At 71.7% G+C, this 14,117-nt stretch carries 11 protein-coding genes; 8 read left to right on the top strand and 3 right to left on the bottom strand.

Translation table 11 applies throughout. The features are described 5' to 3' along the window. Positions 1-13 precede the first annotated feature (13 nt). The 5 genes from A3CQ_RS0108225 (at position 14) to A3CQ_RS51985 (ending at position 7,153) form a co-directional block, all read left to right on the top strand. A complete protein-coding gene (locus tag A3CQ_RS0108225) occupies positions 14-610 on the top strand; it encodes a DUF5666 domain-containing protein (RefSeq protein ID WP_020510448.1) in 597 nt (198 codons plus the stop codon). 233 nt (positions 611-843) lie between these two features. Continuing rightward, on the top strand, positions 844-2,811 hold the full coding sequence (locus A3CQ_RS0108220) for a right-handed parallel beta-helix repeat-containing protein (protein WP_026205450.1): 1,968 nt from the start codon (positions 844-846) through the stop codon (positions 2,809-2,811). Positions 2,812-2,838: 27 nt separating this feature from the next. After that, the gene (locus A3CQ_RS0108215) at positions 2,839-3,354 is read left to right on the top strand and encodes a hypothetical protein (RefSeq protein ID WP_020510446.1); all 516 of its coding nucleotides are present in this window, start codon (positions 2,839-2,841) and stop codon (positions 3,352-3,354) included. Between the two features lie 546 nt (positions 3,355-3,900). After that, positions 3,901-6,732 carry a helix-turn-helix transcriptional regulator gene (locus A3CQ_RS0108210; RefSeq protein ID WP_020510445.1) on the top strand — a complete coding sequence of 944 codons (2,832 nt, stop codon included), beginning with the start codon at positions 3,901-3,903 and terminating at the stop codon, positions 6,730-6,732. A 163-nt stretch (positions 6,733-6,895) separates the two neighbouring features. Next, on the top strand, positions 6,896-7,153 hold the full coding sequence (locus tag A3CQ_RS51985; protein ID WP_051115197.1) for a hypothetical protein: 258 nt from the start codon (positions 6,896-6,898) through the stop codon (positions 7,151-7,153). Here A3CQ_RS51985 and A3CQ_RS0108200 read toward each other — a convergent pair. After that, positions 7,141-8,154, bottom strand: coding sequence for a TerC family protein (locus A3CQ_RS0108200; RefSeq protein WP_020510443.1), 1,014 nt, complete (start codon positions 8,152-8,154; stop codon positions 7,141-7,143). The two genes, A3CQ_RS51985 and A3CQ_RS0108200, sit on opposite strands and share 13 nt — an antisense overlap. 82 nt (positions 8,155-8,236) lie before the next feature. Then, the gene (locus A3CQ_RS0108195) at positions 8,237-8,998 is read right to left on the bottom strand and encodes a dioxygenase family protein (protein WP_020510442.1); all 762 of its coding nucleotides are present in this window, start codon (positions 8,996-8,998) and stop codon (positions 8,237-8,239) included. Between the two features lie 460 nt (positions 8,999-9,458). Between A3CQ_RS0108195 and A3CQ_RS0108190 the strand changes: the two genes are divergently transcribed. From A3CQ_RS0108190 to A3CQ_RS0108180, 3 genes are read left to right on the top strand one after another with little or no spacing between them, the layout of a single operon-like run. Then, a complete protein-coding gene (locus tag A3CQ_RS0108190) occupies positions 9,459-10,109 on the top strand; it encodes a GOLPH3/VPS74 family protein (RefSeq protein ID WP_020510441.1) in 651 nt (216 codons plus the stop codon). 43 nt (positions 10,110-10,152) lie between these two features. Then, positions 10,153-11,667 carry an APC family permease gene (locus A3CQ_RS51980; RefSeq protein WP_040431872.1) on the top strand — a complete coding sequence of 505 codons (1,515 nt, stop codon included), beginning with the start codon at positions 10,153-10,155 and terminating at the stop codon, positions 11,665-11,667. After that, positions 11,664-12,266: a GNAT family N-acetyltransferase gene (locus tag A3CQ_RS0108180; protein WP_020510439.1), complete on the top strand. Its 603-nt coding sequence runs from the start codon at positions 11,664-11,666 to the stop codon at positions 12,264-12,266. Before A3CQ_RS51980 ends, A3CQ_RS0108180 begins: the two co-directional genes overlap by 4 nt. Before the next feature lie 51 nt (positions 12,267-12,317). Here A3CQ_RS0108180 and A3CQ_RS62025 read toward each other — a convergent pair whose 3' ends face one another. Beyond that, positions 12,318-14,051 carry a serine/threonine-protein kinase gene (locus A3CQ_RS62025; RefSeq protein WP_245577117.1) on the bottom strand — a complete coding sequence of 578 codons (1,734 nt, stop codon included), beginning with the start codon at positions 14,049-14,051 and terminating at the stop codon, positions 12,318-12,320. Positions 14,052-14,117 lie beyond the last annotated feature (66 nt).

Below are 14,117 nucleotides of genomic sequence, written 5' to 3'. Positions count from 1 at the left end.
CGCTGTGACTCCCATGAATGACGACACGGCCATACTGAACGTCGTGCCGGCCGACCTCTCCGCGGACGACGAGCCCCGCGACGACAGCCTCGCCGAGGAACTCGCCAAGGCCGCGCCCAAGAAATGGTGGAACAAGTCGACCATCGTGCTCGGCGCGGTGGTGCTGCTGGTCGGCGGTTTCGTCGGCGGCCTGCAGGCCCAGAAGCAGTGGGGCACCAGCTCGACGGGCACCGGCAACCGCGCCGCGGCGTTCCCCGGCGGGGGAGCCGGTCGCTACGGCGGGGGAGCGGGCGCGTACGGCTTCCCCGGCGGCGGAAACCTCGCCGGCGGCGGCACGGGCACCGGCACCGGCACCGGCCGGCAGGGCACTGCCACCACCGCCGCATCCGGCACCACCGGCACGGTCAAGCTCGTCGACGGCACCACGATCTACGTCCAGACCCCCGACGGCAACGTCGTGACGGTCAAGACGGACGGCAAGACCACGGTCTCGTCGGCCAAGAAGGGCAAGCTCTCCGACGTGAAGGCCGGCCAGTCCGTGACGGTCCAGGGCGCCGCCGGCGCGGACGGCACGGTCACCGCGACCTCGGTCACCGCCCAGCCCAAGTAGCAGCCACGTGAGGCGCGGCCCCCGGCTGGTTGCCGGGGGCCGCGCTCGTTGCCGGCCTGTCGAGGCCCAGCGAAATGTTTCGCGCGTTGACGTCCCGCGTTGCGCAACATTACGTTGGGGGTCGCGGCTCGGACGAGATTCGGCCGTCCTCCTGTCCGGTGGCCATCGCCGGCGGGAGGATGAGCGCGACGCGTTCCCCGGCGGCATGCGACTACCAGAGAGGCACCTGGGCTATGACATCCGTCCTCCACGTGGCGACCACCGGTGACGACAGCGCCGACGGGTCGGCGCAGCGGCCGTTGCGGACCATCAACCGGGCCGCGGCCCTCGCCCACGCGGGCGACACCGTCGTCGTGCACGCCGGCGAGTACCGGGAATGGGTCAAGCCCCGGCGCGGCGGTCTCAGCGACACCCGGCGCATCACCTACCAGGCCGCCGACGGCGAGCACGTGGTGATCAAGGGCTCGGAACGGATCACCGGCTGGATCCGCGAGGACGGGAACGTCTGGCGCGCGGCCGTGCCGAACGCGCTGTTCGGCGACTTCAACCCGTTCGCCGAGGAGATCGCGGGGGACTGGATCGTCTACCGCGACGGCGCCGCCCACAAGCACCTCGGGGACGTCTACCTCGACGGACTGAGCTTCTACGAGGTGGACAGTCGCGACGCGGTCACCGACCCGCCGCTGCGTACCGAGGTGCGGGACGACTGGACCGCCGTCACCCTGCCGACCGCCAATCCCGCGCAAACCCAGCATGTCTGGTACGCCGAGGTCGGCGACGACGAGACCGTCATCTGGGCGAACTTCCAGGGCGCCGACCCGAACGCGTCGCTGGTCGAGATCAACGTGCGCCGGTCGGTCTTCTTCCCCGAGGAGCATCACCTCGACTGGATCACCGTGCGCGGCTTCGAGCTGTGCCACGCGGCCTGCCCGTGGACGCCGCCGACGGCCGACCAGCCGGGCCTGATCGGGCCGAACTGGGCCAAGGGCTGGATCATCGAGGACAACGACATCCACGACGCGAAATGCTCGGCGGTATCCCTCGGCAAGGAGATTTCCACAGGCCACAACTTCGCGTCCGTACGCGGTGACAAGCCCGGTTATCAGTACCAGCTGGAGTCGGTCTTCGCCGCCCGGCAGATCGGCTGGGACAAGGAGCACATCGGCTCGCACGTCGTCCGCCGCAACACGATCCACGACTGCGGGCAGAACGGCGTCGTCGGCCACCTGGGCTGCGTGTTCTCCACGATCGAGGACAACCACATCTACAACATCGCGACCAAGTACGAGTACTACGGGTACGAGATCGGCGGCATCAAGCTGCACGCGGCGATCGACGTGGTGATCCGGCACAACCACATCCACGACTGCACGCTCGGCACCTGGCTGGACTGGCAGACCCAGGGCACCCGGATCTCGCGGAACGTCTACCACGCGAACAGCCGCGACCTGTTCGTCGAGGTCTCGCACGGCCCCTACCTGGTCGACCACAACGTCCTCGGGTCCCGGGCGTCGTTCGAGTCGTTCAGCCAGGGCGGCGCGTTCGTCAACAACCTCTTCGCCGGCACGGTACGCCTCGAGGCGGTGCCGGAGCGGGCCACGCCCTACCACCGCCCGCACAGCACCCAGGTCGCCGGGTACGCGGTGATCTGGGGCGGCGACGACCGCTGGATCGGCAACATCTTCCTCGGCGGCGACGTCGCCGAGGCGTACGGAACCGGCGGCGACGGCAAGGCCACACCACACCACGGCCTCATCGGGTACGACGGATTCCCGGCCTCGTTCGAGGAGTACCTCGAGCGGATCGAGGCCAAGGGGCCGGGCGACCACCAGAAGTTCCTCGACGTCCAGCAGGCGGTCTACGCCCGCGGCAACGTCTTCGCCGCCGGCGCCCGCCCGTACGCCGGCGAGAGCGACCCGCTGGTGCTCGACGGCGGCCGCGCCGCGGTGGTGGCCGAGGACGGCGCGGTCTACCTGGAGACCAGCCTGCCGGCCGACTTCGACCGGGCCCGGCTCGGCGTCGTCAGCGGCCGCGACCTTCCCCGCGTGCGCTTCGCCGACGCCGACTTCGAGGAGCCCGACGGCACCCCGGCGGTCCTGAACGTCGACCTGACCGGCGAACTCAAGCCCGCCGGCACCGACTCCGCGGCCGGCCCGGTGGCCGCACTCACGGCGGGGGAGCACCGCACCCGCGTCTGGTGACAGGCGCCCGCGCATTAGTGTTGCCCGATGACCGCCCCGGACGGCCCGCCGGACGCGGTCGCGCTGCGCCCCGGCACGGGCGCCGGCCTGCGCCGCAAGTTCCTGGCGCTCCTCGGTTTCGCCCTGCCGGCCGCCCTGATCAGCCTGGCACCACCGCTCTGGCTGGCGGCACGCTCGCCGGGCGAGCCGCTCGCGTGGACCGTCACGATCGGCTGCGTCCTGGCGCTGGTGTCGTGGCTCTACGCCTTCGCCGCCCTGGCCCGGGCCCGGACCGCCGTGCACGGCGACGTCCTGGTCCGGCCGGTGGCACTAGCCTCGGCCTCGCTGGCCCGCACGGGCGGCCGGGCCGGCTGGCTGGGCGCTCCGCTCGTGCTAGCCGCCGGCCTGCTCCAGCACGCGCGCGGCGTAGACGACGCGCTGGCCCTAGGCATGGTCCTGGCCGCGGCCTGCCTGGTCCCCGCCGTCAGCAACGACGGCGCCCGCCGCCTGATCGTCCAGATCGGCCTGTGGCGAGCCCTTCCCAAGTATCCCGACAGCCAATAGCGAACCCTTTGCTCTGCTCACCCATACGCGCGACGTCCTTGCTCTGCTCACCCATACGCGCGACGTCCTTGCTCTGCTCACCCATACGCGCGACGTCCTTGCTCTGCTCACCCATACGCGCGGCCCCGACCCCGGCCGAGGCGCCCAGGTAAGCAGAGCGGGGCGTCTTGGTGCGCAGAGCAGCGCGTCTTGGTGCGCAGTGCGGGCGTCTTGGTGCGCAGAGCGGGGCGTCTTGGTGCGCAGAGCGGGGCGTCTTGGTGCGCAGAGCAGGGCGTCTTGGTGCGCAGAGCGGGGCGTCTTGGTGCGCAGAGCAAAGGGGGGTGTAGGGGGTTGGGTGTGGTGGGTGGGAATGATCACAGCGGGGTGGTGGGGCTTGTGGCGGTAACACTGGGGTGCGGGGNGGGCTGGGGAAACGCTCTCGGGCGGACATAGTTCGCATATGGCCGATGAGTGATCTTGTTCTATACGTTGTCATATGTGAACCCATTGATGACGGTCGTCCGTGTTCCTAGGCTGAGTCCAGCTCGGACCTAGGGGGTGACTCGCGTGCCGGCCGACGCGACCGCCCTTCGTGGCCGTGGCGCGCTCCTCGTGGCGATCGATGCCCGGCTGAGCGCGGGCGGCGGCGTGGCGCTGCACGGGCCGGCGGGGATCGGGAAGACGGCGATCCTCGATGCCGTGGCGGCCTCGGCGGCCGCGCGGGGGGAGCTGGTGCTCCGGTTGCGGCCCGTGCGGACCGAGCGTTCCCTCCCGTACGCGGGAATCGCCGACCTGGTGTCGCAGCTGCCGGAGGATGCGGGACCGGCCCTGCCACCCGCCCAGCGTGTGGCGCTCGCGGCTCTGCGGCAGGGCCTGCCGCCCCGGGGCGGGACCCCGGCGCTCGCCCGCCGCCTCGTGCTGCCGCTGCTGCTCGCCCACTGCGCCCGCCGCCGGGCCGTGCTGCTCGTGCTCGACGACGCGCAGTGGCTGGACGCCGAGTCGGCGGAGCTGATCGGGTTCGCCATGCGGCGGCGGCCGGGGCAGAAGGTGCGGGTGCTCGCCGCGCAGCGCCGCCCGGACCCGGCCGGGAAGAGGCGCGCGGCCCGGCTCTGCCCGGCTCCGGTGCTCGAGCTGGCCGTGCCGCCGCTGGACGCCGACGACCTGACCGCCCTGCTCGAGGCGCGCGGCCTGCCCTGCCGCACGGCCAGCCGGATGCACGAGGCCAGCGCCGGGAACCCGTTCCTGGCCCTGGCGCTGGGCGGCGCGGTGTCGCCCGGACCGGCCTGGCGGCCGGCGCCGATCCCGGAGGCCGTTCGCGAGCTGCTGCGGGACCGGCTGCGGGCGCTGCCGGCGGGGGTCGCCGCCACGCTTCTGGTGGCCGCGCTCGCCACCGATCCGACCGAGACCGTTCTGCTGCGGGCGGGTTGCGACGACGCCGTACGGGATCTGCGCCTGGCCGCCGCCGAGGGCGTGGTCGAGCTGGACGGGGACGCGATCCGCTTCACGCCGCCGCTGCTCGCCCAGGTGGTCGCGGAGGAGGCCAGCGCCGCCGAACGGCACGCCGTGCACGCCGCCCTCGCCGCCGGTGCGGTCGACCCGACCGAGGCGCTGCGGCACCGGGCGCTGCGCACCGGGCGGCCGGACGCCGCCGTGGCCCGGTCGCTGGCCGCCGCGGCCGACCGCCGGGCCGAGCGGGGCGCCGGGCGGGCCGCCGCCGAGCTCTACCTGCTGGCCGCCGACCGCTGTCCGCACACGCTCGCCGACCAGCGGCTCGACTGGCTCGTCGCGGCGGCCCAGGGCCTGGACGCCACCGTGGCGGCCTACTGCGACGCCCTGGTCAAGGGCGGTCCGCCGGCCCGGGCCGCTCTCACCGGCGGCGCGTCGGCGCTGGCCGGGCGGGCGGCCGAGGCCGTGATCGCCGCCGACGCGCCGGCCGCCCATCGGGTACGCGCCCGGCTCGTGCTGATCGACCTGGCCGGGCAGGGCCTGGCCGAGATGGGGGAGACGTTCGCGGCCGCGCTCGCCGAGGCCGGCGACGACCCGGCGCTGCTCGCCCCGGTGCGGCTCCGCCTGACCTGGGCCGCCTTCCTCACCGGCGACCCGGACCGCGCCGCCACCGAGGCCGGCCGCACGGTCGAGGCCGCCCGCCGGGCCGGCGACCCGACCACCGAGGCGATGGGGCTGAGCCTGATCGCCCAGGTGCAGCGGCTGCGGGGCGAGGCGCGCTGGACCGAGACCCTCGGCCAGGCGCTCGACCTGCCGGCCACGCCGGCGCCCGACTGGCTGCACTACGGCCCGCGCTACATGGCGGCCCGGTTCGCCATGGTGGACGACCGGCTCGACGAGGCCCGCGAGGAACTGCTCAAGCTGCTGGTGGTGGCCGAGCACGACCGGATCGGCGAGGCCCGGGTCGAGGTGCTGCGCAGCCTCTCCGAGGTCGCGGCGCGGGCCGGGCGCTGCCGGGAGGCCCTGACGTACGCGCACCGGGCGGTCGACGCGGCTCAGCACGCGGGGCTGAGCCCCGGCCCGACCTGGTACACGGCCGCCGTCGCCGAGCTGGCCGGCGGGAGCCTGGCCGCGGCCGCCGGATTCGCCCGTCGCGGCGTGCGTGCCTCCGAACAGGAGGGTGACAGCCTCTACCTGCGACGCAACCTGCACGCGCTGGGCCAGGCCGAGCTGCGCGCGGGGGAGACCCGGGCCGGCGTGACCGCGCTGCGCCGGCTGCGCGACCTGGAGGCCGAGTCCGGCGGCGCCGACCCGATGATCGTGCGCTGGCATGGCGATCTGGCCGGCGGGCTGGCGTCGCTGGGGGAGCACGCCGAGGCGGCGGCCACGCTCGCCGAGGCCCGGGCGGCCGCGCACCGGCTCGGCAACACCCCGGGGACGGTCGGCTACCTCGACCGGGCCACCGCCGTGGTGCTCTCGGAGAGCGGCCAGCCCGACTCGGCGGTGGTGCTGTCGGCCGCCGCCGCGCAGCACTTCGAGCAGCTGCACCAGCCGATCGAGCAGGCGCACGCGCTCCTCGTCCAGGGTGGAGCCGAGCGGCGGCGGCGCCGGTACGCGGCGGCCCGGGTGGCGATCGGCGCGGCGCTGACCATCTTCCTGGCCGCGGACGCGAAGCCGTGGGCCGAACAGACCGAGCGGGCACTGGCGCGTACGGAAGGAAACTCGGCACCCGGGGTCGTGCCGCCGCCCGACCTGGGTCTCACCTCGACGGAGCTGCGGATCGCCGGGCTGGTGCGCGACGGCGCCAGCAACCGGGAGATCGCGACCCAGCTCTACCTCAGCGTCAAGACCGTCGAGGCGACGCTGACCAGGGTGTATCGCAAGCTCGGCGTGCGCTCGCGCACCCAGCTGTCGTCGCGGCTGCAGGTGTCCGAGCTCACCTCGCCCGCCTGACCTGCCCATTGTCGACGGAGAGTGACCCCGGCTACAGGTTTCCTGTGGTCGCGATCACTGTTGTCGCGAGAGTTTTACCTGCTTGATTTGGGGATGAAGCGGCGGGCGTGGACTGTTGTATTAGATGCAGAATTACTACGATCCGTTGAGGAGACCACCGGTCATGCAGCTCTCGTCAAGGCTTCGCGACGTCCGCACGGCTCTGGCGAACCGCCGGACCATGCGCGTCGAGCACCGCCGGCTCACCGAGGAGCTGGCGTCCTTCCGCACCACCGCCGAGCGCGCGGAGCTGGACGAGCTCCTCAGCCGGCACTCGGCCGAGGAGACCGCCCAGATTCGCTCCATCCTCTACAGCCAGGACATCCAGCGGCAGCAGTCCCAGGCCCGGAAGACCGCGGGCCTCGGGGGTTACCTGGGCTGACGCTCGTCCTCGGCCTTCGAAGAACGGACCCGGACACTGCCCGCATGGGCCTTGGTGTCCGGGTCTTTCCGTACCTTGATCAGGCTCGCCACGGTGGTGACGGTCAGGACCACCACGATGACCGCCAGGGACAGGCCGGTACTGATCTCGGGCACCGCGTGGCTGATGTCCTTGTGCGCCCAGTGCAGCACCAGCTTGACGCCGATGAACGCGAGGATCACCGACAGCCCGGCCGACAGGTAGACCAGGCGGTCGAGCAGGCCCTTCACGAGGAAGAACAGCGCGCGCAGGCCGAGCAGCGCGAAGGCGTTGGCGACGAAGACGATGTACGCCTCGTCGGTCACGCCGAACACCGCGGGGATCGAGTCGAGCGCGAACAGGATGTCCGAGCTGCCGATCGCGATCAGCACCAGGAACAGCGGCGTGACCATGCGGCGGCCGTCGACCCGGACCAGCATCTTGCCGCCGACGTAGTCGTCGGTCAGGGGCAGGAAGCGGCGGCCGGCCCGGACGAACAGGTTGTCCTCGATGTCGGGGTCCTCGTCGCGGTGCCGGAACAGCTGGATCGCCGTCCAGATCAGCAACAGGCCGAACACCAGGAACATGAACGAGAACAGGCTCAGCAGCGTCGCGCCGAGCGCGATGAACACGACCCGCAGGGCCAGCGCGATGATGATGCCGAAGGTGAGCACCTCCTGCTGGTACTTCTCCGGCACCGCGAACGTGGTCATGATGATCACGAAGACGAACAGGTTGTCGACCGAGAGACTCTTCTCGACGATGTAGCCGGCGTAGTACTGGGCGCCGAAGTCCCACCCGGCGACCATGCCGAAGACAAGGCCGAAAGCGACCGCCACCGCGATGTAGAAGGCGGACCAGGCGGCCGCCTCGCGGAAACCGACGGCGTGCGGGCGCAGCACGCCCAGGGTCAGATCGAGGGCGAGCAGGGCGACGATGACCCCGATGGTCAGCGTCCAGCCGAGCGCGGTGACCTCAAGCAACAGGGAACCTCCGAGCCTTGGAAAAGCGGGGTGATTCCTTTGAATTGTCCCCGCTTACCCTGGGAACTCCCTGACAGGGGTGTCAGGCGACCTGGAGCGACCGCTTCGCGAGCCCCATCCAGAAGCCGTCGATCGGCTGCTCGGGCGCGCGCGCCGGGTCCTCCGACGCGCCCAGCGTGAGGAACATGGGCGCGAAGTGCTCGATCGTCGGGTGCGCGAACGGCATGCCCGGCGCGCGGCTGCGGAAATCGGCCAGCTCGTCGACCGCGCCCCGGGCCAGGGCCTCGGCGGCCCAGGCGTCGAACTCGCGGGACCAGCCGGGCGCGGCCGCGTCGGGCCGCCAGTCGCGCAGGAACGGCAGGCCGTGGGTGGTGAAGCCGGAGCCGACGATCAGCACCCCCTCGTCGCGCAGCGGGGCGAGCCGGCGGCCCAGCTCCAGCAGCCGGTCGGGCTCGAGGGTGGGCAGCGACATCTGCAGCACCGGGATGTCGGCGTCCGGGTACATGACGGTCAGCGGCACGTACGCACCGTGATCGAGCCCCCGGTCGGTGCGGGCGACGTGCTCGTTGTCGGGCATCAGCTTCTCGATCATGGAAGCCAGCCCGGGAGCGCCGGGAGCCGGGTACCGCACCTCGTAGTAGCGGCGCTCGAAGCCGCCGAAGTCGTACACCAGCGGGACGGTCTCCGTGGCGCCGAGCATGAGCGGCGCCGACTCCCAGTGCGCGGAGGCCATCAGGATCGCCTTGGGCCGGGGCAGGCCGGCGGCGACGTCCTTCAGCTGGGCGACCCAGCGCTCGTCGTCGACCAGCGGCGGGGCGCCGTGACTCAGGAACAGGGCGGGCATGCGGCTCACGGGATCCTCCGTTGAAGCTTCAACTATGCAGGCCCAGCGTACGCCCGTTTAGTTGCATCGTCAACTAAATAACGGCCGCCATCACTCTCGGTAAAAGTCGACCATGGTCAATACTGTCCGTTATTGGGTGATTGCGCCCTTGACAAGGCATCGGTGTCTATCTACATGATCGACACGGGTAGCCCGTCCGTGGGTTAAATTCCCTTTACATCGATCGAGCGACATTCATAAAAGTCCAGGTCAGAAGCGTTCGTAAAAATGCATTTCCGAGGAGCGCCCGACCTACCCAAACTCTCTCCCCAAAGGACATTGCGCCCGGTCCGGGGCTTTGGCATGCTACGCGATGTTGCGCAGGGGGGCGCTCACCGTAACGGGTGGCGACGACGGACGGGTGTCACGTTCGGTAGTTGCCACGGGGAAGTAGTCGCACCACACATAAGGAGGGCCCGCAGTGGCGTCGTCGCCGCAGCTCCCCCTCGCCGATGATCTGTTCTTGACCGCGCACGACACGGTCAAGGGCAAGTCGCTGCTGACGCCGGCCACTCTCGGCCTCGGGCTCGCGGCGGCGCTCATCGGCGAGCTTGTCTTCTGGAGACGGCTGGATCTCATCGACGGCAAGCTGGCTCTGATCGACGATCGCCCGACCGGCGATCCGGCCACCACTGCCGTCCTCGACCAGCTGCTCCGGGAAGGCCATCACCGGGGGGTCCGTGAGTGGATCTCCTTCCTCGCCACCGGCATCGCCACCGACCTCGTCGAGCGCCGCCTCTCCCGGGCCGGCCTGCTCGTCCGGCAGGAGAAACGCGGACTGCTCGGCACCAAGGTGTCGTTCACCCCGGCCGACTCCATGGTCGCCGGCTGGCCCGCCACCCGGATCCGGACGTTCATCGGGCGCGGCGAGCTGCTCGACGTCTCCGACCTGGTCCTCGCCGGGCTCATCCTCGCCACCGGGCTCGACCAGCACGTCTTCCTCACCCTCGACGCCCGCGGCCGCGAGCAGTTGTTCGACCAGTTCCGGCGCCGCCTCCCGGCCATGCTGCAGGATCTCGTCGCGCACGCGGAGGCCGCGGTGGGCGACGCCGTCATGGCCCGGCGCGCCTGACCCCCAACCCCCTCAACCCCTCAACCCCCTCCCGGAGACTTACGTGTCCAGCACAACAACACCACCACAGAGCCAGCTATCGAATGCGCTGGCCAAGGACCGCCTCGGCGTCGCCGCGGTGGTCTTCTTCGTGATGTCCGCCGCCGCGCCGCTGACCGTGGTCGCCGGCGTCGTTCCGACCGGCATCGCGGTCACCGGCCTCACCAGCATCTCGATCGCCTTCATCGCGGTGGCCATCGTCCTGGCGATCTTCGCGGTCGGCTACGTCGCGATGTCCCGGCACATCGCCAACGCGGGCGCGTTCTACGCCTACATCTCGCAGGGCATCGGCCGGCCGTTCGGCGTCGGCGGCGCCTGGCTGGCGCTGCTCGCGTACAACTGCTTCCAGTGCGCCTCGTACGGCGGTCTCGGTGCCATCGGCTCGCTGTACTTCAAGGACTGGTTCGACCTCGACATCAAGTGGTGGGTGCTGGCGCTGATCTGCTGGGCGCTGACCGCGATCCTGGGCGTCCGCGACGTCGCCGTGAACGGCCGGGTGCTGGCCACCCTGCTGGTCGCCGAGATCCTGCTGGTCCTGGTGTTCAGCTTCGCCAACGTGTTCTCGCCGAACTTCCACGCCTCGTCGGCCCCGATCGACGCGGGCAGCCTGGTCGGCGCCGGCGCGGGTGCGCTGCTCGCCATGGCGATCACCGGCTTCGTCGGCTTCGAGCAGTCCGTGGTGTTCGCCGAGGAGTCCCGTGACCCGCGGCGCACCGTCTCCCGGGCCACCTACATCGCGATCGCGCTGATCGCGGTGCTGTACGGCTTCGCCTCCTGGTCGATGATCTCGGCGGCCGGCGGCAACGTGGTCGAGCGGGCCGGCACCGAGGGCCCGGACCTGTTCTTCAACGTGGCCTCCGACCAGCTCGGCTCGGCCGCCGTGCACCTCGGCCACGCGCTGTTCCTGACCTCGCTGATCGCCGCGATGATCTCGTTCCACAACATCATCTCGCGGTACACGTTCTCGCTGGGCCGCGAGGGCGTGCTCCCGCGCATGTTCGGCCGCACGGTGCCCGGCACCGGCGCGCCCAAGAACGGCTCGCTCGCCCAGTCGGTGCTCGGCCTGATCGTCATCGTGATCTACGCGGTGGCCGGCTGGGACCCGCTGGTCCAGCTCTTCTTCTGGGGCGGCACCGCGGGCGGCATCGGCGTGCTCCTGCTGATCACGGTCAGCTCGATCGCGGTCATCGGCTACTTCGCCCGCCACCCCGAGGGCGAGGACTTCTGGCACCGGATCGGCGCCCCGGTCCTCGGCACCATCCTGCTGCTGGTGATGAGCTACCTGACGCTGACCAACATCGCCACGCTCTTCGGCGTCGAATCGGGCAGCGGCCCGACCTGGGTCGTGCCGCTCGCGTTCGGCATCGTCACGCTCGGCGGCATCCTGTGGGCGCTGGTACTGCGCAGCAGCCGGCCCGACGTGTACGCGGGCATCGGCCTCGGCGCCCGCAGCTCGACCGCCGGCTCCGGCGGCGGCGGGTTCGCGGCGGCGCTCGCCGGTGACCGGGAGGCCAAGTGACGTTCCCCGAGATCCGGCCCGCCCGCGAGGAGGAGATCCCCGCGGTCGGGCACCTGATCAGCCTGTCCTTCTTCGACCTGGCGGCCGACGCCTACCTGGTGCCGCCGCTGGACGACCGGCTCCCGGTGCTGGCCGACTGGTTCGCCGTGCTCTCCGAGCACGCGCTCAAGTACGGCCGGGTCGACGTGATCGACAACCCGGAGGGTGACGGCCTCGCCGCCACCGCCGTGTGGTTCGACTACACGACCGAGGCGCCCGCGCCGGAGAACTACGACGAGCGCCTGCGGTCGCTGGCCGGGGAGTACCTCGACCGGTTCCAGGCGCTGGACGAGATCTTCGAGAAGCACCACCCGCACGACACCCACTGGCACCTCGCGTTCCTGGCGGTCCACCCCGACCACCAGGCGCACGGCCTGGGCAGCATGCTGATGAAGCGCACGCACGACGAGCTCGACGCGGCCGGTGTTCCGGCGTACCTCGAGGCCACGAACGAGAACAACGTGCGCCTCTACCGCCGGACCGGTTACGCCGACATGGATCCCTTCGAGATGCTGCTGCCCGACGGCACGCCCTTCTTCCGGATGTGGCGCGCGGTCTGAGGCTCGCAAGCAAGGGAGGCGTGACCACCGTCCGGTCACGCCTCCCTTGCTTCACCAGTCGAACTCGGGTCCCTGCGCGCTGCCGGAGGGAAGCAGCGGGCGCTCGGTGTACTGCCAGGTCTCGACCACGACGTACTTGTGCCCGTGCGGGGCGTTCAGGTCGACCGGGCCGCAGTTCTGTTTGTAGGCGAAATCCGTGAACATCAAACCCTTGCAGGTGTACGGCCCGGCCGCGACCTCGCCGGATTTCGCGTCCCGGACCGTCAGCGCGATGTCGAGCTGGATCCCGGGCGGCGCCTCCATCTGACCCAGCACGCGGATCGACGGGCCGAGCGCGTGACAGGGCCGGGCCAGAACCGGATGACCGAGATCCACGCTGTATGCGTCGCCGCAGCGCCACGGCCCGAACTTGGCGCTCGCACCCGCCTGCACCGGCCCCGCCTTGCCGCCGGCCTCCGCCGCCACACCGCCGATCGTTCTCGCGCCCGAGCCCGCGCTCGCGCCCGTGCCCGTGCCCGCCGCCGTGCCGCCGGGGATGGCCGCGGGCTGCTCCTCCGACACGCGGGACGGGATCTGCCGGGCCGCTGCCGACGGGCTCGCGCCGGCGCCCGGGCCCCCGCTCGGCCCGCCGCCGATCACCGGGACGCTCGGCTGGAAGCGCTCGGTGGTCGTCGAGGGCGGATGCCCGGCGCCGATCAGCCGCCAGACGTTGAAGCCGCCCAGCCCGGAGACCGCGGCCGCGGCGGCGACCATGGCCACCATCATCCCGGGACGCCGCCACATCCAGGACCGGGGGCCGTTGCGCGGCCGCTTGCGCGCCGGCGACCGGCGGACCGAGGGGTGCGGGTGGCCGAGTTGCGCGGTCATCCCGTACGGCAGATCGGGGTTGATGGTGGTGGAAGTGAGCGCCGGGACGCCGGTCACCTGGCGGGCGAGATCGCGCAGGGCGGCGCCGAGCTCACCGGCGCTGGGCCGGCGGGCCGGGTCCTTGTCGAGACACCACTCGATCAGCTGCCAGACCGGGGGCGGCATGCCCGGCGGCCGCTCGACGAACTCCTCGACGTGCTGCCGCAGGACCGCGAGGGGCTCGCCACCGAACGGCGGGCTGCCGGTGACCAGCTCGTAGAGCACGATCCCCACCGCGTACACGTCGGAGGCCGGCTCCGCCTCGCCGTGGATCGCCTCGGGCGCCATGTAGTGCGGCGTGCCCACGATCGCCTGCGGGGTGGTCAGCCCGGCCGCGTCCAGCACCCGCGCGATCCCGAAATCGGTCAGGCGCACCTCGTGCCGGCCGTCGGTCTCCTGCAGCAGGATGTTGTCGGGCTTGACGTCGCGGTGCACGACGCCCAGCTCGTGCGCCTGGGTCAGGGCCGCGGCCACCTGCGCGAGCAGCTCGGCGGCCTCGGCGGGCGGCAGGGTGCCCGCCGAGACCAGCCGGTTGCGCAGCGAGCCGCCGCTCACGTAGTCCATCACCAGCGCGAGCGACCCGCCGACGCTGAACAGATCGTGCACGCCGACGATGTTCTCGTGCCGCATCATCATGAGGATCGTGCGCTCCTGCACGAACCGGATGACCAGCTTCGGTTGCCGCAGCAGGCCCTCGTGCAGCAGCTTGATGGCCACGTACCCGCCGGTGGCGCGGTCGATCCCGCGCCACACGGTCCCGGTGGCGCCGTGCCCGACCGGGCAGACGAGCACGTAGGAGTTGCCCACGCAGCGACCGCTGAGATCGGCGGTGGCGGCCTCGCCCGCGCCCACGCCGCTCATGGAGAGGGATGACTGCACGCGACCGTCCTTTCCGGCTCGCCCGTGTCGGCGACGACGATCGTCCGCATCGATCCCGTTTCGGGC

The organism is Paractinoplanes globisporus DSM 43857 (assembly GCF_000379645.1).
Classification (GTDB): Bacteria; Actinomycetota; Actinomycetes; order Mycobacteriales; family Micromonosporaceae; genus Actinoplanes; species Actinoplanes globisporus.
This window is presented reverse-complemented; position numbering and strand designations above follow the sequence as displayed.